The sequence below is a fragment of the Anaerococcus sp. genome (assembly GCF_022770135.1).
Lineage (GTDB): Bacteria > Bacillota > Clostridia > Tissierellales > Peptoniphilaceae > Anaerococcus.
Window position 1 is genome coordinate 1 of record NZ_JALEIL010000152.1, and the last position, 16,887, is coordinate 16,887.

Sequence of the window (16,887 nt, forward strand, 5' to 3'; positions counted from 1 at the left end):
TTATCAACGAAATTCTTTGTAATAACTTGTGGCCTAGTTATTATCGAACCAACTACTACACTATAAGCACCGAGGTCTATAACTCTCTTTGCCTTTTCTGGGGTATTGATATTGCCCTCGGCAATTACCCTTGCACTTACATTTTTAATAATTTCCCTAAGAATAGCGAAGTCATCTGCTTCAATCCTATGGCCCTTAGATTGGTCTGTATATCCAACCAAGGTGGTACCAATAAAATCAAAACCAAGTTCATCTGCGTGGATAGCTTCTTCAACCGTAGAACAATCCGCCATCAATAATTGGTCTGGATATTTGGATTTGATCTCTTTATAGAAATCATCAAGGCTAAGTCCATTAGGCCTAAGAGAACTTGTAGCATCTAAGGCTATTACATCTACATCAGTTGGTATAAGTTCATCAACTTCAGCCATAGTTGGTGTTATGTATACTTTTGAATCATCATAGTCTCTTTTCACAATGCCTATGATTGGAAGATCGACTTCCTTTTGGATTTCTTTGATATCTTCACTGGTATTAGCTCTGATGCCACTTGCACCACCTTGCTTGGCAGCTCTAGCCATCCTTCCCATAATAAATGAAGAATGGAGAGGTTCATCCGGCAAGGCCTGGCAAGAAACAATGAGCTTACCCTTCAAAGAATCAATTTTTATATTATCACTCATCTTTTCCTCCTCGTTTAAGGCAATTATATATCGTTCTGAATATAAAATCAATAAACTACTAAATATTAGAAATTACTTTCAATAAAATGCGAAAAAAGATAACATTTTCCCGTTTTCCCTAAGTTTTAAGTGAAAGTGAATTCAATGATTTCCTCATATATCTTATAATTGAAAAATTGCAAATAGTATTGCATAAGCTAAATGAAACTAAGTTCGAGCGTTAAAAAATGGAGTTAATATCCGAATCATCTTCGAGGTCGGTTATTAACTCCATTAATTTTAAATCTATATTATATTTAATAGATTGCGTTTTTAGTTTTGAAACTTTATATTTCTATATAAGCCCTAAATCCTCTATTTCTGTAATATGAATCAGATCCGTTAAAGTAGGTGAATGATCTTCTATATGTTTGGCCTGCGAGAAGGGCTCCTCCTTCATTAGTGATATGGCTAGGGGTTTGATCCAAGAAGTTGATTATGTATCGAAAATAGCGATTTCGCTAAGGGCATAATATTGGTACTCGTCAATAAGTTTTACTCCCATAGTCTTTATTTCTTCCGCAACAGAAGAATTTGGCGGATTCTTTTTTCTATTAATCCTTGATTTTTTATCATAGCATAAGGAAGTTCGGCCCTTAGGGGATTTTTCTGATAGGTCGACGTATACTAGGGATTTAAATATATCGAGGTTTACGAGATCTGGTTCGCCTCCAGTTTCTTCCATCAGATACAAGGAATCATATAGATTTTTATCAGCAAGGATTTTGGCTTTGATATCATCCCATTCGACTTTTGGATGTCTTTCCATATGGTCCTTGAATCGTTTCTCCAATTTAATTATAAAATCATTATCAGCTTTATCCATTAGATTTCCTTTTTGTAGTTTTGGATAGTATTAAATATTCCTATATTACTTAATCTTCAAAGTAGATCCATGATATAGCAGAAGGTATTACATTAAAATTTATTTTATTCGTAGTAAATATTTCTCCGTCTATATTAGCGAGAAAGTCCTTATCTGAAGAGATTTGTCCGCTACTAATTTTATATTCATTGAGATGAGGGCTTGTTCTGTGCTTGCCTTTTTTGTATTTCAGAATCATAAAAGGAAGTTTGTAGAAAGGTATCTTTTCAGCAGTAATTAAGTTTATCAATCCATCATCAAGGCTAGCTTCTGGAGCTGGGGTAAATCCTGATCCGTAGAAGGCTCCATTACAGATTGCACTTATTAGGAAGTTTCCTTTAATTTCCATATTTTTTCCATTTTCTATCATCATTTTAATTTTGAGATTCTCATATTGGATGTTTCTAAGCGAAGATATAACTGCTTTTATATAGGCTTTTTTCCCGAGATTTGGATTTTTTTCTAAAAACTTGTAAGCCTCCTTTAAGACTTGAGTGTCAAATCCAAGGCTTGTTACATTTACACAAAGCTTGTCATTAATTTGGATTAAATCTATAGGACTTGCGTAAAATGAAAAGATTTTTTCTAGATTAAAGTTTTTGTAATCAAAGTTTTTGGCAAAATCATTTCCTGTTCCAGTAGGTATCAAGCCTATAGAAATATCTTTCCCATAAGCTGTATTTACAAGCTCGTTAAGAGAGCCATCTCCTCCGCAGATTATGGCATATTTTTCAAAATTATCTTCTTTGGCAAAGTCTTCAATAATCTTATCGATATGGCCCTTGTACTTTGTCTCTATTACTTCTATTACACTATCACTAGGAGCTTTTTTCTGTAAAGCTAGGAGGTCATTTCTATTAACATCAAACTCAGTCTTACCAGCTTTGGAGCTGATTATAAATAATATTTTCTTCATAATATCACCTCCTATATTATACTGAAAACATTTATCATTTAAAGATATATAGAAGGCTATGACTAGTATTTATAGATGAAATTTATTATAAAAGAGTTAAAGTAATAGGTAAGGAGTGATTTAATGAGAAAGAAAATAATTAATATTTTGACATGTATATTACTTATGACAAGCCTAACTGCTTGTGGTACTAATTCAAATAATAATGTAGAAGTAAGTGCAAAAAGTACAGGAGATCTTATAGATAATCTAGATCAGAGCAGTACAGAACTTGCAAGTACTGATTCTACTGAGGGAGAAAAGCAAAAAGAAAAAACTAGTGACAGAGAAAAGGCTAAGGCCAATTGGGAGATGAGTCTAGCCAAAGAAAAGGAAAATGATAGCAAGAGGGAGAAAGAAAGGGAAAAAGACCTAGAATCCTTTAAGGAAGAATCTGAAGCTAAAAAGCCTGAGAAGAAAAATAAAAATCCTCGAAAGGATAAAGACGAAACAGAGGATAAAGACGAAGATTATGATAAAGTTAAGCTAAAGTTTTTTGGAGATACCATGGCCCATCTTGGTCAAATCCAATATGCCTACTCTTATGGGGAAGGAGACTATGACTTCTCCAATCAATTTGCTTATATTTCAGACTTTGTTAAAGATAGTGATCTATCTATCACAAATTACGAGACAACCTCTAATCCAAACAGAGAATATGCCGGTTTTCCTGCCTTTAATGCTCCTCCAGTTTATCTTAAAAATATAAAGGATGCTGGTTTTGATGTGGTTACTACTGCAAACAACCACTCATTGGACACAGACGAAGAAGGAGTTCAGACAACAATCGAAGCTGCTAAGGAAGCAGGCCTAGATTATGTTGGAAGTAAGGAAAAAGAAAGTGATAAGATTCTTTATAAAGAAATAAATGGGATGAAGATTGCAATTCTCGCCTACACTTATGGAGCCAATGGTAAGGAAGACCTCCTAAACTTAAGAGAAGAAGTAGATTCCCTTAACTACCTACACGAAGAAAATATCAAATCCGATATAGAAGAAGCCAAGACAAATGGGGCGGACTTTATAATAGTTTATCCTCACTGGGAGATAGAATATCAGTCTTATCCTCAAGAAACGACAGTAGAACTTGCTCACAAAATGATCGACTGGGGAGCAGATCTTGTCATAGGCAACCATCCACACGTTGTCCAACCTGTTGAGATCTACAAGAATGAAGATGGGAAAGAAGGCTTGATAGCCTACGCTTTGGGTAACTTTATCTCCAAGCAATCTCTTGAAGTAAGTGGGGATATTAGGTGCGAACAGGCCCTTAGCATTGAGTTAAGTCTAAACAAGAACGAAAAAACTGGCAACAAAAAAATTAGCGACATAAAACTTCATCCACTTTGGGTAGGAACAAACTACGATGATTACGGAACCAGCACCAAGACCTACCTATGTGAAGATTTCCTAGAAGGTGGAGACAAGTATGATTTAGTAGATGATAATCAAAGAGCAAGAATACAACAAGCCTACGACATGACAATGGAGACGGCGAAAACTGAGGTAAACTAATGGGAACATATGAAATAGGAATCCTAAATGCTATACAAAACATAAGAAGTGAAATCTTGGATAATTTCTTCCTAACTATCACTTCTCTAGGCAATATGTCTATACTATGGTTTAGCATGATTCTAATATTTATGACAACAAAAAGATATAGGAGGATTGGAGAAATAATATTAATATCATTTTTCCTAAATCTAATCATTGTAAATATAATCCTTAAAATTTCAGTTGGAAGAGTAAGGCCCTACGAAGCGGTTGGATTTACTGATTTATTGATAAACCACCTATCAGACAATTCCTTCCCTTCAGGTCACACTTCCTATGCGGCCTCCTTTGCAACAGTTATAATCCTTCTTGCAAAATCAAAGCCATTAAAATACTATGTAGGAATTTTAGCTATCCTAATAGCCTTCTCAAGGCTCTATCTCTACGTCCACTATCCAACAGATGTCCTAGCAGGAGCGATAATAGGTATACTTTTAGGACTATGGTCAATCAAGATATATCAAAGTCCAAAGTATAGGGAACTTAAGGCAAAAATTAATTTACAAAGACAGTAATGGATGGTATAATGTATAGGTACTTAAGCCGGTGTGTTGGAATTGGCAGACGAGACAGACTCAAACTCTGTTGTCCACCAGGGCGTGTGGGTTCGAGTCCCACCACCGGCACCATTACTTTTTTTAAATTATGATATTGGAACTCTTGGTAATTGATTATTAAATTTCACCTAGGAGTTAGCAATATCTTTTTTTATTGGAATTTTTTAAGTTCTTTCTAGATAAATTCATCGAGTCCCTTACTTTAATAAAAATGTTAAAATTACATTTTATGACAATTAGGTTTTAAAAGGCTATGTAGAAACCTATACTCCTAGTCATGATTCTTATGATAATGAAGAAGAAATTTCGATATTGACTATAGAGAAAAAGCTACTGTTAATGGAATAAATGAAAGTGAAATCAAAAAAATAGAAATATTAGATTAAGCACACTAGAAATTTATAGATGTGCTTTTTAATTATAGGAAAGATTACGAAGATAGAAGGAATAAAAGAAATAGCTTTAAACGACTATCAGAGAGCTAAAGTTTTCAAGCTAAGAGATCAAGAAGTAGAAAATTATAATGATTTTACTAGTTGAGATTAATAATATGTATTTGAAATAGAATTAGGGATCTAGATTCCTAAAAAGGGGCTCTTGCAGATAATATTAACTATTCGCAAGCCCCTTTTACTTATTTGTATTCAAATTTTAAAAATCTATTTGAAAGATATAAAAATAATCCTATTTCTATCATAGCAAATATAAGCATTGTTAGAAGATCGTGTGGATTTATAAATCTAAAGTTATTAGATTCAATTGCTAAAAAGCTTAATCCTATTATTTTAAGTGACTTATAAGCTGTTCCAAAAGCTATCATAGTAAAGATACTAGATAAGAAGACTATTATTCCAAAAGATTTTATCCTTATAGCTAAGGCTCCAAATATGACAATAATGGGGAGGGCTAATAGTATACTCATAGATATATAATAAAAATATATAGAAAAATTAATTGTGGCAAATCCTCCTATAAATTTCCCAGATAGATAGAAAAGAACTAGGAAATATATTTGACACAGGCTAATTATAATAAAAGCTAGGATTATTTTGCTTATTATAAAGGATATATTTTTCTTTGGACTTAGTCTTATAAACTTAAGGCCAGCCTTATGCTCTACTGACCACAAACTTGCTATTATAATTGCAATTAACGGCATATAGAAAAAAGTAAAGTAAAAAAGACTAACTTGAGTCCGCAAACTTTGCCATTCATTTGTCAAGGTCATTCTGTTTCCCATATAGTTTATTAGACCAAATGCATTTGCCAGTAAGGGGATTATTAAGCTTACTAGTAAAATATTGATAAACTTTATTTTCTTCAATTCTAATTTTAACATTTTTCCTCCTAATCTTTGTATAAGTTGTAAGTTTTCATTGATTTTAAATAAACAAGGCTTAGAATCAGTAAGGTAAAGGCAATAATCAAGGTATATGGGTTGATAGGATTTAATATTTGAATAAACCTTCCTCCCTCATTTACATAAGAAATATTCAATAGACTTGCCATCCAAGCGAAGGGATTGATATAAGCCAAAACTTGTGATGTAAGCATGGTTATTACGCCAGTAAGTCCTCCTACTATAGCAATAAAGGATAGGGCGTAAACTTTTTTCACCTTCATTTCTACTATCATAAAGATTGCAAGAAAAAATAAGTTGATTACTATAACTGATAGGTTAAATACTAAAAATCTTATCAAAACTTCCTTACTAAGACTGAAGTTAACGCCCTTTTTTGCAGCTAAGATAAAAACACAAGCTTCTATTAGCTGTAGGAAGACTAGTTTTATAGATAAATTTTTAAACTTATTGATAAGGATTGTATTTACCTTTCCTCCAAGCATGATTTGCATCTGCCACATTTTGTTTTTCTCTTCAATTTCAATTACTTTTTTCACAAGAGATGATACTAGTATAGGGTTCATCAGCAGTGATATAAATAGATAGGTATCCAGGATATAGGAAAGTGGATACTTACTTGCGGCAAAGGACTTGGTATTACTAAAGCCTACTACCATTAGCGTTTGGATTAAAAAAACTATTAATATTAGCAAGTTTATTTTAAGTCTCTTGTATTTTTTTCTTTCTAAGTTTTTCATACTAGGACCTGCTTTCTTCGATAAATAGTTTTTCGAGACTTTCTCTTTCTTCCTCTATCCTGTATATATCGACCTTACCATGAAGGAAGTTTACAATATTTGCAATCTCAGGATTTGATTTTTTACCAAGAATTATCTTCTTTTCCTGAATGTTTGATTGGTCAAGATTTAAAAGTTTTAGGGCCTTATTGTTGTCGGATGTACGTAGGGATATAAAGGGTGGATGAAGTCTCCTGTATTCTTCCAAGCTTCCATTGTAGACTAAGTTTCCTTCTCTAAGTATTCCTATGTGGGTAGAGATTTTTTCTATTTCATCTAGGATATGGGAAGATATTAAAATGCTCGTAGTAGTATTTTTTACTATATTTTTAAATAGATTTCTCATCTCCTCAATTCCTTGTGGATCTAAGCCATTTATTGGTTCATCTAATATTAAAAGCTTGGGACTTCCAATAAGAGCCATGGCTATACCAAGTCTTTGCTTCATGCCCAAGGAATATTCTCTAGCTTTTTTATTACCAACATTATTAAGACCGACCATCTCCAGAGTTTTTCTAATCTCTTCCTTATTCACACCCTTTAGTTGACATACTATTTCTAGATTTTCGTAGCCCGATAGGTGGTCATAAAAGGAAGGACTTTCGATTAGGGCACCAAAATTTTTGTTAAAAGTCTTTTGATTTTTTGAGTTTATTTCCTTGCCAAAGACTTTGATTCTTCCTTCGTCTTTTTTAACTAGACCTAGGATAAGTTTCATCAGGGTTGATTTACCAGCTCCATTTTTTCCTATTAGACCATATATAGTTTTCTCTTCAATATCTAAAGACTTAATATCTAATACGGTCTTGTTGTTGTATGATTTTTTTAAGTTATTTACTTCAAGTATTTTGTTCATAATGATTCCTCCTAAAAATAGAATAGCAAATTTAGATTAAAATAATATTCAAGTAATATCACTTTTACATCACAAACACGAATAAATTAAAATACAGATGTATAATGAGGCTAATGAGGGGGAATGATATGGATTTTAGAAGCGATTTTTCTATCTTGCTAGTTGATGATGAACAAAGTTTATTAGATAATTTATATAATTTTTTACAAGATAAGGGTTTTAAAAGTATCTATACAGCCAAAAATCTGAAGGAGTCAAGATTTAAATTAAAAACTTATGATATTGATCTAATCGTCTTAGATTTAATGCTAGAAGATGGGAGTGGTTTTGATTTACTAAGGGAAATTCGACAGACTTCTGATATGGCGGTTATTATCCTATCTGCCCTTGATGGGATAGACGATAGGAGGGAAGGCTTTGCAAACAAGGCGGATGATTACTTAGTTAAGCCTTTCTTTCCAGATGAACTTCTCTGGAGGATTGATGCGGTATTAAGGAGGAGCAAAAAAGCTAAAAGTGAAGATAAAATAGATTTAGGGACTGTGATTTTTGATAAAGCTAAGGGAGTACTTAATAAAAGTGGCGAAGAGATAGCCTTAACTGCTACCCAATTTAAAATTTTAGCTTATCTATCCGAGAATATTAATATGATAGTTTCAATTGATCGTATCCTAGATACTATTTGGGAGGACTCTTACGGTTATGAAAATACCTTGATAACTCATATCTACAGGTTGCGAGAGAAGTTAGAGGAAAATCCAAGAGAGCCAAAGATTCTTATAACTATAAAGGGACTTGGTTATAAGCTTGTAAAAGAGAAGTAGAGATGTTTAACTATATATTAAAAAGATTTAAAAAAATTGTCATTAGGATAATATCTTTGATGTTCTTTCTGGTATTTATATTTATGACATTTCTCTATTTTAATTACAAATTAAGAGATGAATATTCTAATCCAAATGATGTTTATGCCTTTGTGGAAGAAAATAAAACTGATACTTACTTGAATAGAAAAAATAAAGAATTTTTGAAAGAAAATAATATTTGGTCAATAAGGCTTGATAAAAATGGACATGTCATAGAAAGTTTCGATAAACCGAGAGAGGTCAAGGATAAGTTTGAGCTTACTGATGTTGCAAGATTTACCAGATACTACTTAGCAGATTATCCTGTTTTTACCTATATTACAGGAGATGGCTTAATTCTTTTCGCCTATCCCAAAAATTCTTTGGATAAACTCCCTGCTAATTATTATAATTATAAGAATTTGATTTTTAATGTTGAAATGTTTTTGGTATTTGTAATCCTATTCCTGCTGTTTGTATATATATTTTATAGGATAGATATTAAAAACATCTTACAAAATATCTTTCCTCTCCAGCAAGCAATGGATGATATATATGAAGAGGACTACGAAAAGCTGGATGAGGGTGGAGAACTCAAAGATTTGGCGATTTCAATAAATCAAGCAAATGAGAAATTCATTAATCTAAAGAAATCCCAAACTAAGTGGATACGAGGTCTAAGCCATGATGTTAGGACTCCGCTTGCTAAAATTTCATGGGAAATAAGTAAGGAAAACAAGGCTGATATAGATATTGAAAATATCCAAGACCAAGTAGTTAAAATTTCAAATATACTTGAAGGATTAAATCTTACCATGTCCCTAACTAATATGGACAAGGAGAGTTTTAGTGAACAAAGCCCCCTAAAAGAGATTCGTAAAGTCATAGTAGATAAATTAAATGATAATCCAGATAGAGAGATTATTTTTGAAAACAAACTAGTAAATAGAGATTTAAAAATCAAAATGGATCCGAATTTATTTTATAGGATGTTAGAAAATATTATAAAAAACTCCCTCCAATATACAAAAGGCAAAATTCTTCTTACAATTTCAAATTCAGTAAACAACTTAAATATTGAAATTATAGATGAGGGTGATGGTATATCTGGTGAAATCATAGAAAAAATAAATAAGGAAGATTTGACGAATGTTACTAAACATGGTCTAGGGATTCTTATATCCAAACAAATAGCTGAGCTACATGGAGGAAATTTTGATATAAAAAATGAAGATTCCGGTCTTAGAGTAACTTTTACCTTCGATAATATAAAGGAATGATTATAGAATTTATAGACTTTTGTAGTAGCATGATTTTAATAAATACATTGAAATAATTCCTATATTAGGCAAATTATGATAAAATTGTAGTAATACTTATTTAGGAGTTTATATGAGAAATGATCGAAGGGAATTGATTTTACATGGTAGTATTTACAAGGCTATCTTTGTGATTTCTATACCTATAATTTTAAACTTTTTCATCCAGCAACTTTATTCCTTGGCGGATGCTTTTTGGCTTGGTAAGCTTGGGACGGCGGAGTTTGCATCTACTTCCTTCACTTGGCCAGTTATTTTTTTATTTAACTCGATAGGAATGGGGCTTTCCATTGCTGCGACTTCCCTAGTTTCCCAGCTTTTGGGAAGAGATGATGTGAAAAATGCACAGAAGTATACTGATACTCTTATTAATATTTCCTTAATCTTTTCTATAGTATTTATGATTTTAGGTTATTTTACGGCTGAAGGGATTGTAAATCTTATGGGAGCTAATGGAGAACTTCACGATTTTTCTGTGATTTATCTTAAGTATTCCTATTTTGGAATTCCCTTTATATTCTTGTATTTTATCTATTCGGCGGTCTTTTCTGCCCAAGGGAAAAATACTGTACCTACTGTGATTAGTACAACTTGTGTAATATTAAATATGATTCTAAATCCTTTTTTTATCTTTGATGAGATTCCTCTTATAGGACTTAGGGGTCTTGGTATGGGAGTAAAGGGTGCTGCTGTGGCGACTGTTCTAACCCAAGCCCTAATGCTATTTTTTGGCTTTATTCATTTAAGGATTAATAAGGATTTTATAAAACTAAATTACAAGTCTTTATTTTTTATCAAATGGGAGAAGGATATTCTAAGGAGGATTTTTAGAATAGCAACGCCTTCTGTAGTCGGTCAAATGGGAACAGCGATTGGTTTTATAATATTAAATGTCTTTATCCAGTCCTACGGCACTGAAACTGTAGCAGCTTACGGAATGGTAAACAGGATTACTGGACTTTTAAATATTCCACCAAGCGGGATTGGCTCAGCTATCACTGGCATTATTGGACAAAATATTGGAAGTAGGAATATAGATAGGGTCAAGGAAACTTTTAGGAAGGCTTCTTTTATAGTAATTGTCATGTCTATAATAATAGCTATCCTAAGTTTCATTTATAGATATGAAATTCTTACGTTTTTTATAGATGCACCTAAGGATTCAGAGCTTATGGTTCAGGCCAATTCCTATATGTTTTATACCTTGCTTACCCTTGTTATGCTTAATATGTTCTTTATCTATCAAGGTCTCTTCCAGGGATCAGGAAACAGCAAGTATTCTATGTTTGTTGACTTATTAAGACTTTGGGGAATAAGAATTCCCTTACTATTTTTCTTTAAGTACTTTACAGACTACAAGGCTACAGGAATTTGGCTTGCTATGGCTATTTCAAATGTTTTAGTTACTTTTATCGCCCACTTCATCTACGCTAAGGGTGATTGGAAGGGCGGTTCTTTCTAGCTTTATGAAAGAAAAAAATTGCTCTTGCAAATGTTAACATCAATAGGTTATAATTAATATGAGTAGGAGGAAAATTTTGCAAGATTATAAAAGAGTTATTCTTAAGTTAAGTGGTGAAGCTTTGGCTGGTGATAAGGGTTTTGGCTTCGACGATGATATTATTATAAACATATGTGAAAATATTAAGGCTGTTTCAAAGCTAGGAGTTCAAATAGCTATTGTTGTAGGCGGTGGCAACTTCTGGAGAGGAAGGTCAGGTAAGGAAATCGACAGGGCAAGCTCTGATACAATCGGTATGCTTGGAACTGTGATGAATGGTTTGAGGGTTCAAGGAACTTTAGAAGAGATGGGTCTTGAAACTAGACTTATGACTGCAATAGACATGAAGGAAGTTGCAGAGCCTTATATTAGAAGAAGAGCGGTAAGGCATCTTGAGAAGGGAAGGATTGTAATCTTTTCTGCAGGAACTGGTCTTCCATATTTCTCAACAGATACTACAGCAAGCCTTAGAGCTTTAGAGATAAATGCAGATGTGATTCTTCTTGGTAAGACTGGTACTGATGGAATCTATGACAAAGATCCTAATGTCTACCACGATGCAGTAAGGTTTGATAAGCTAACTTATAAGGAAATTCTTCATAAAGAATTAAAGATAATGGATACAACTGCTACATCATTGTGTATGGATAATGATATGCCTTTATTTGTCTTTGGCATAGATGATCCAAGCAATTTAGTAAGAATATTTGAAGAAGAAAGTCCAATAGGGACTATAGTAAAGGAGAGTTTTTAATGATTTATGAACAAATAAAAAAACAAGCAAAAGATGAGATGACTAAGGCACTAGATTCTTTCGATAAGAGAATTGCAAACATTAAGGCAGGTAGAGCGACTGAAGCAATCTTAGATGGTATAACTTTCTCATACTACGGAACAGAAACACCAATCAACCAAGCTGCAACAGTTTCAATTCCAGAAGCAAGACTTCTTGTAATCAAGCCTTGGGATAAGACAAATATTGGACCAATTGAGAAGGCTATTCTTAAATCTAATATTGGTATAACTCCTCAAAACGACGGTGAAGTTATTAGACTTCCTTTCCCACAATTAACAGAGGAAAGAAGAAAGGAATATACTAAAGAAGTAGATACCTATGCAGAAGATGCCAAGATTGTCATAAGAAATAAGAGAAGAGAAGCCATGGATGAAGTTAAAAAGAGTGAGAAATCAGGAGACATCACAGAAGATGATAGATACACTCTTGAAGATGAAATCCAAAAGATTACTGACAAGATGATTGAGGACGTTGAAGCTCTAGCTGCTAAGAAGAACAAAGAGTTGATGTCAGTATAATAAATTGAATAAGATTAATTTAAAAAGTTTAGGCGAAATTTTGAATAAGGATATTGGACCTGGTAGGATACCTGCTAGGACAGTATCATTATTTCTTAAACAACTTTCACTGCTTTTAAGCTCTGGAATAAGTCTTGATGAGAGTCTTTCTATTATCAAAGATCAAAACATGGACAAAAGACTCACCAAGGCTCTTTCAAATATACTTGTAAATTTAAATTCAGGCCTTAGTGCCTATGATTCCTTCAAGAGCGAAAGTAGATACTTTAATCCTATGCTAATAGCCTTTATAAAGTCGGGAGATGAGGGTGGAAATATGGCGGAGATTCTTGGAGAATTCTCTGATTATTTATCAAATGATAGCAAGAACAAATCTCAGATTAGACAAGCCTTTATCTATCCAATAATTCTTTTGATAGTGACAATCACAGTGGTGGCTCTTATTGTTACATTAGTCATGCCGACTTTTACAGAAAGCTTTGCTTCTTATGGCATGGAACTACCCTTATCGACAAGAATGCTTTTGGCTATAAGTGCTTTCTTTTCTGAGTATGGTTTTGTAGTTTTCTTAATTATCTTCGCATTGGTCCTTGTTTATATCTATTTATACAATAGTAAAGCATATAGGCTTAAGGTCGATACATATAGTTTCAAATTACTCCCATTTAAAAGATTCAGGAAGCTTAATATGGATTATCAGATAAGCTCTCTCTTGTATATTTTACGCAGTGGGGATATTGATATCATTAGCTCGATTGGAATAATTAGAGAATCTTTTACCAATACTTACATCAAAAAGAAATTTATCCTAATACAAAAAGACCTCCTAGATGGTTTAAGCTTATCCTATGCCTTTAAGAGGGCTGGGATTTTTTCAAATCTTCTAGTTTCTATGATAGAAGTGGGAGAAGATAGTGGATATTTAGTTGAAGCATTAAAGAAAACATCGGATTACTTTGCCAATGAATACATATATAGGCTAAAGAAAATATCTACCATGGCAGAACCTGTTTTGATCTTGATTATGGCTCTTATCGTGGGCTTCGTTGTATTTTCTGTTACTATACCGATGTTTGATTCGGTTAATTACTTATACTAAGGAGATATTATGAAAAAGAAAAAAGGTTTTACTTTAATTGAGCTCGTCATAGTCGTAGCAATAATTACAATACTAGCAGCTATAGCCATTCCTAAATACGAGAACTCCAAGAAAAAAGCCGCCATAGCAGCCCACAACGCCAATGTAGAGATGCTTACAACAGCAGGCACCATGGCAAGCTCTGATGGAGTTAAAGATAAGACTTGGAAGAGTCAAAGTGAAGCGAGCGAAAGTGAAGCGAACAAATATATACAAAAATGGCCGGAAGTACCAAAGGGAATTAATCTTGATGACAAAAGCTATGAAGTTACAATTGATGCGAATGGCCATGTAAGTGTAAGTCCGGGACAAATAAAGGAAAATCCAGCTGATAAGAAGTAAGTAAAATGATTTATGTATTTCTATTTATAATAGGCTCAATATTTGGATCATTTGCAAATCTTATAGTCCACAGAAGATTAAGAGGAGAAAGTATAGTTTTTCCTAGAAGTCACTGCGAGTCTTGTGGGAAATCTCTTAGTCCTTTTGAGCTAATTCCAATGATTTCTTTTCTGATTCAGAAGGGAAGATGCAGGTCATGCGGGTCTAAGATTTCTCCTGATAATATCTTTATGGAGATTATAGGAGGGATTTTACTAATCATAAGCTCATCTTATGGCCTTAATCTTAAGACTGCTATGATTTTCGCTTCCTTAATTCTAGGACTTATAATCTCTCTTATTGATCTTAAGACTATGGAAATCTATAGGAAAGATTTAATAATGCTTATCGTCCTTGGACTAATTTATAGGCTTAATTTCTTTACTAGAGACTTCTTTATAAATATATTAATATTTTCCTTAATATATTACTTAATATATAGAATTTCTGGGAGAAATATTGGAGATGGAGATTATTATTTCTATTTAGGACTAGGACTTTTCCTAGAGGATAGTTTATTTATTGTTTTTGTCTTATTTTCCGTTTGGCTTGGAGGATTTGTGGGACTTTTAATTCTTCTTAAGGAAAGGAAAAAAGGCAAGCGAATGCCTTTTGCAATATTTATATATCTTTCATATATAATAGTATTGACAGTATATAAGGGAGCAGTCCTATGAGAAAGAAGGGCTTTACTTTAATTGAACTTATAGTTGTCATAGGCCTTGTCTCTCTTATTTCTTCAGTAGGTATGGTAAAATTTGATTTTTTAGGCAAGATTAGGGCAAAAAACGAATTAAATATTCTAATCAATGATATGTATTATGCCAAGGAGAAGGCCCTAATTAGTGGGAGAAAATGTACAGTTTATTTCCGCGAAGATCAATATATGTTGAGATTTTCCAAAGTTTCTATGATGGATGATATGGAAGATATTGATAGGGATTTAGATTATCTAAGTTTGTCAAAGAATGTAGAACCTATTGTTTTTAATGGAACTGGGTCTTTATCTGGTGCAAAAACTGTGGTTTTTTCCTGTCCCCAACTAGTGGGAGAGGAAGGAAGTATTAAGCTAGTTATTGGAGCTGTGGGAGGGTCAATTAGAATTGAAGAAAATAAAAACTAAGGGCTTTACCCTAATAGAATGTATAATCGCCTTGGGCTTTGTGGCAATTCTTACAATCATCCTTCTTCCAAGCCTTAATAATATAAGTAGGATTAATCAGGAATCAGAGGATAAAATAAAGATGATTTATGCCCTTGAAGAAGCCATTGAGAAAAATAAGAATCAAACAAAAGGCGAATATTCTTATGATATAAATGGCTTTCAGATTGACGTAAGTATAGAAGCATACTCCCCAGGACTTAAGAAAATTTCTGCAAGCTGTGATGGTTATAGCTTAGATTTGGTAAGATAAGATGAAAAAAGGATTTACCCTAATAGAACTTCTAGTAAGTATTGCCATAGCGAGCCTTCTTATAGGGGCCTTATCTATGGTTTTTTCTTTAAATGTGGGATTTCTAAACAAAGAATATATTGACGAGAAGGAATATAAGAACGCAAGCCATGCTGCCTTATATATCGAAGATAAGATTAGAAGAGCGCAAAAAATCAAAAAAATTGATGGAGACAATTGCAATTTTATCCTTTATATCAGTGCTTATGAACAAAACAGGAATAAATTTGTAGAATCTGCTTATAGATTTAGTTTAGAGAAGGGAAATGTCCTATACGCTTACATTTACAACACAGAAGAATTCTCGGAAAGAGAGGGTAAGGTTAGGATTTGTGAGATAGAGGACCTTTATCTGTATTATAATGACGAAGATGAGGATAACAAATATATAGAAATGAAGATGGATTCTTCGACTACTTCTATTGAAACGTTTATAAACTTAGGGAGACGCTTATGAAAAAGGGTTTTGTAACAATATATGTACTCCTAATCTTGCTATTCCTTTCTATAAGCCTTGCTTTCGTAAGCAGACAAGTCCAAAGCAAGAACGACTTATCCAAAGATCTTTTAACTAAAAAACAGGCCGTCTATGAGGCAGAAAGCAGAGTTAATATCTTTATCAATGATTACGAAAATGAAATAAAAGAATATATCTTAGAAGATTACAAGAGGCTAATTGATCAAAGTTTAAGTGATGTAGACCACGCAAATGCCAAGGAGTTCTACATAGATTATAATAATTCCAATAAAAAGATAATGCTTATGAGAGTGATAGATTCTAATATTGCTCCTAGGAAAGATAAGGTCTATAGGGTCTTTGAACATATCTATTATAAAAATGTAACAGCAGAGGCTAATATATATTTAAGAGCCCGTGAGAATATACTTTTATCTAGCGAAGAAATATTAAGATATGAAGATATAAAAGATGAGCTTAATAAATTCGAATTTAAGAAAGACAAAATAATCCATAATGAAATACCAGCTACAAGCAAAGAAAATCCTTACAAGGGAGTAATAATATTGGATGAAGACATGACAATCGATAAGGACTTATATGTTGAAGGCATCCTAATATCCAAGGCCAAACTTGATACTAAAGGAAAAAGTATAAGGGTTAAGGGTCTAGTCATCTTAGATAAAGGAAATGAAAATATAGAATACGAGAAGGACTATGGACCTATAATTGATAATATCGTTAACAAAACTGACCTCTTAGAACTAGAAATCTTGTCAAGTCATAGCTTTTAGCCTTGCCTAAAAGTAATTTATGGTATAATGGAA

General features: G+C 32.9%; 22 protein-coding genes and 1 tRNA gene. 16 read left to right on the plus strand and 7 right to left on the minus strand.

Annotated features, from left to right (window positions below; genetic code table 11):
* The 4 genes from MRZ08_RS07635 to MRZ08_RS07645 form a co-directional block, all read right to left on the minus strand.
* A partial coding sequence (locus tag MRZ08_RS07635) for an N-acetylmannosamine-6-phosphate 2-epimerase (RefSeq protein ID WP_297381329.1) occupies window positions 1-683 on the minus strand: 683 nt, incomplete at its 3' end.
* Window positions 684-1,009: 326 nt separating this feature from the next.
* On the minus strand, window positions 1,010-1,150 hold the full coding sequence (locus tag MRZ08_RS08100) for a DUF4256 domain-containing protein (RefSeq protein WP_366111272.1): 141 nt from the start codon (window positions 1,148-1,150) through the stop codon (window positions 1,010-1,012).
* An 8-nt stretch (window positions 1,151-1,158) separates the two neighbouring features.
* Window positions 1,159-1,548, minus strand: coding sequence for a DUF4256 domain-containing protein (locus MRZ08_RS07640; RefSeq protein ID WP_297381332.1), 390 nt, complete (start codon window positions 1,546-1,548; stop codon window positions 1,159-1,161).
* Between the two features lie 49 nt (window positions 1,549-1,597).
* The gene (locus MRZ08_RS07645) at window positions 1,598-2,503 is read right to left on the minus strand and encodes a YegS/Rv2252/BmrU family lipid kinase (RefSeq protein ID WP_297381336.1); all 906 of its coding nucleotides are present in this window, start codon (window positions 2,501-2,503) and stop codon (window positions 1,598-1,600) included.
* Window positions 2,504-2,626: 123 nt separating this feature from the next.
* On the opposite strand from MRZ08_RS07645, the gene MRZ08_RS07650 reads away from it, so the two are divergent.
* The 4 genes from MRZ08_RS07650 (at window position 2,627) to MRZ08_RS07665 (ending at window position 5,196) form a co-directional block, all read left to right on the plus strand.
* Entirely contained in the window at window positions 2,627-4,057 is a 1,431-nt protein-coding gene (locus tag MRZ08_RS07650; RefSeq protein ID WP_297381340.1) for a CapA family protein, read from the plus strand.
* Window positions 4,057-4,614, plus strand: a complete 558-nt coding sequence (locus MRZ08_RS07655; protein ID WP_297381343.1) for a phosphatase PAP2 family protein — start codon at window positions 4,057-4,059, stop codon at window positions 4,612-4,614. The genes MRZ08_RS07650 and MRZ08_RS07655 overlap by 1 nt, the downstream gene beginning before the upstream one ends.
* 27 nt (window positions 4,615-4,641) lie before the next feature.
* A tRNA-Leu gene (locus MRZ08_RS07660) sits at window positions 4,642-4,728 on the plus strand.
* Between the two features lie 333 nt (window positions 4,729-5,061).
* On the plus strand, window positions 5,062-5,196 hold the full coding sequence (locus MRZ08_RS07665) for a hypothetical protein (protein ID WP_297381345.1): 135 nt from the start codon (window positions 5,062-5,064) through the stop codon (window positions 5,194-5,196).
* Between the two features lie 94 nt (window positions 5,197-5,290).
* On the opposite strand, the gene MRZ08_RS07670 is transcribed toward MRZ08_RS07665, so the two are convergent.
* The 3 genes from MRZ08_RS07670 to MRZ08_RS07680 are packed head-to-tail and all read right to left on the minus strand — an operon-like array spanning window position 5,291 to window position 7,651.
* The gene (locus MRZ08_RS07670; RefSeq protein ID WP_297381348.1) at window positions 5,291-5,995 is read right to left on the minus strand and encodes an ABC transporter permease; all 705 of its coding nucleotides are present in this window, start codon (window positions 5,993-5,995) and stop codon (window positions 5,291-5,293) included.
* An 8-nt stretch (window positions 5,996-6,003) separates the two neighbouring features.
* Window positions 6,004-6,756, minus strand: coding sequence for a hypothetical protein (locus tag MRZ08_RS07675; protein WP_297381351.1), 753 nt, complete (start codon window positions 6,754-6,756; stop codon window positions 6,004-6,006).
* 1 nt (window position 6,757) lies between these two features.
* Window positions 6,758-7,651 (minus strand): ATP-binding cassette domain-containing protein, encoded by an 894-nt coding sequence (locus tag MRZ08_RS07680; RefSeq protein WP_297381353.1) that lies wholly within the window; start codon window positions 7,649-7,651, stop codon window positions 6,758-6,760.
* A gap of 128 nt (window positions 7,652-7,779) precedes the next feature.
* On the opposite strand from MRZ08_RS07680, the gene MRZ08_RS07685 reads away from it, so the two are divergent.
* The 12 genes from MRZ08_RS07685 (at window position 7,780) to MRZ08_RS07740 (ending at window position 16,854) form a co-directional block, all read left to right on the plus strand.
* Window positions 7,780-8,475 carry a response regulator transcription factor gene (locus MRZ08_RS07685; RefSeq protein ID WP_297381356.1) on the plus strand — a complete coding sequence of 232 codons (696 nt, stop codon included), beginning with the start codon at window positions 7,780-7,782 and terminating at the stop codon, window positions 8,473-8,475.
* A gap of 2 nt (window positions 8,476-8,477) precedes the next feature.
* Window positions 8,478-9,776: a HAMP domain-containing sensor histidine kinase gene (locus MRZ08_RS07690; protein WP_297381359.1), complete on the plus strand. Its 1,299-nt coding sequence runs from the start codon at window positions 8,478-8,480 to the stop codon at window positions 9,774-9,776.
* Between the two features lie 112 nt (window positions 9,777-9,888).
* Entirely contained in the window at window positions 9,889-11,277 is a 1,389-nt protein-coding gene (locus tag MRZ08_RS07695; protein ID WP_297381362.1) for an MATE family efflux transporter, read from the plus strand.
* 76 nt (window positions 11,278-11,353) lie between these two features.
* Complete coding sequence (gene pyrH / locus MRZ08_RS07700) at window positions 11,354-12,070, plus strand: UMP kinase (RefSeq protein ID WP_297381365.1); 717 nt, start codon at window positions 11,354-11,356, stop codon at window positions 12,068-12,070.
* Window positions 12,070-12,630 carry a ribosome recycling factor gene (gene frr / locus MRZ08_RS07705; RefSeq protein WP_297381368.1) on the plus strand — a complete coding sequence of 187 codons (561 nt, stop codon included), beginning with the start codon at window positions 12,070-12,072 and terminating at the stop codon, window positions 12,628-12,630. The genes pyrH and frr overlap by 1 nt, the downstream gene beginning before the upstream one ends.
* Window positions 12,631-12,670: 40 nt before the next feature.
* Window positions 12,671-13,729, plus strand: a complete 1,059-nt coding sequence (locus tag MRZ08_RS07710; protein ID WP_297381370.1) for a type II secretion system F family protein — start codon at window positions 12,671-12,673, stop codon at window positions 13,727-13,729.
* Between the two features lie 9 nt (window positions 13,730-13,738).
* Complete coding sequence (locus MRZ08_RS07715; RefSeq protein WP_297381372.1) at window positions 13,739-14,110, plus strand: prepilin-type N-terminal cleavage/methylation domain-containing protein; 372 nt, start codon at window positions 13,739-13,741, stop codon at window positions 14,108-14,110.
* A gap of 5 nt (window positions 14,111-14,115) precedes the next feature.
* Window positions 14,116-14,826 (plus strand): A24 family peptidase, encoded by a 711-nt coding sequence (locus MRZ08_RS07720; protein ID WP_297381375.1) that lies wholly within the window; start codon window positions 14,116-14,118, stop codon window positions 14,824-14,826.
* On the plus strand, window positions 14,823-15,272 hold the full coding sequence (locus MRZ08_RS07725) for a prepilin-type N-terminal cleavage/methylation domain-containing protein (RefSeq protein ID WP_297381378.1): 450 nt from the start codon (window positions 14,823-14,825) through the stop codon (window positions 15,270-15,272). Before MRZ08_RS07720 ends, MRZ08_RS07725 begins: the two co-directional genes overlap by 4 nt.
* Window positions 15,253-15,564 (plus strand): competence type IV pilus minor pilin ComGE, encoded by a 312-nt coding sequence (comGE, locus tag MRZ08_RS07730; protein ID WP_297381381.1) that lies wholly within the window; start codon window positions 15,253-15,255, stop codon window positions 15,562-15,564. The genes MRZ08_RS07725 and comGE overlap by 20 nt, the downstream gene beginning before the upstream one ends.
* A gap of 1 nt (window position 15,565) precedes the next feature.
* Window positions 15,566-16,060 (plus strand): prepilin-type N-terminal cleavage/methylation domain-containing protein, encoded by a 495-nt coding sequence (locus MRZ08_RS07735; protein WP_297381384.1) that lies wholly within the window; start codon window positions 15,566-15,568, stop codon window positions 16,058-16,060.
* Entirely contained in the window at window positions 16,057-16,854 is a 798-nt protein-coding gene (locus MRZ08_RS07740) for a hypothetical protein (protein ID WP_297381386.1), read from the plus strand. Before MRZ08_RS07735 ends, MRZ08_RS07740 begins: the two co-directional genes overlap by 4 nt.
* The last annotated feature ends 33 nt before the right edge of the window (window positions 16,855-16,887 follow it).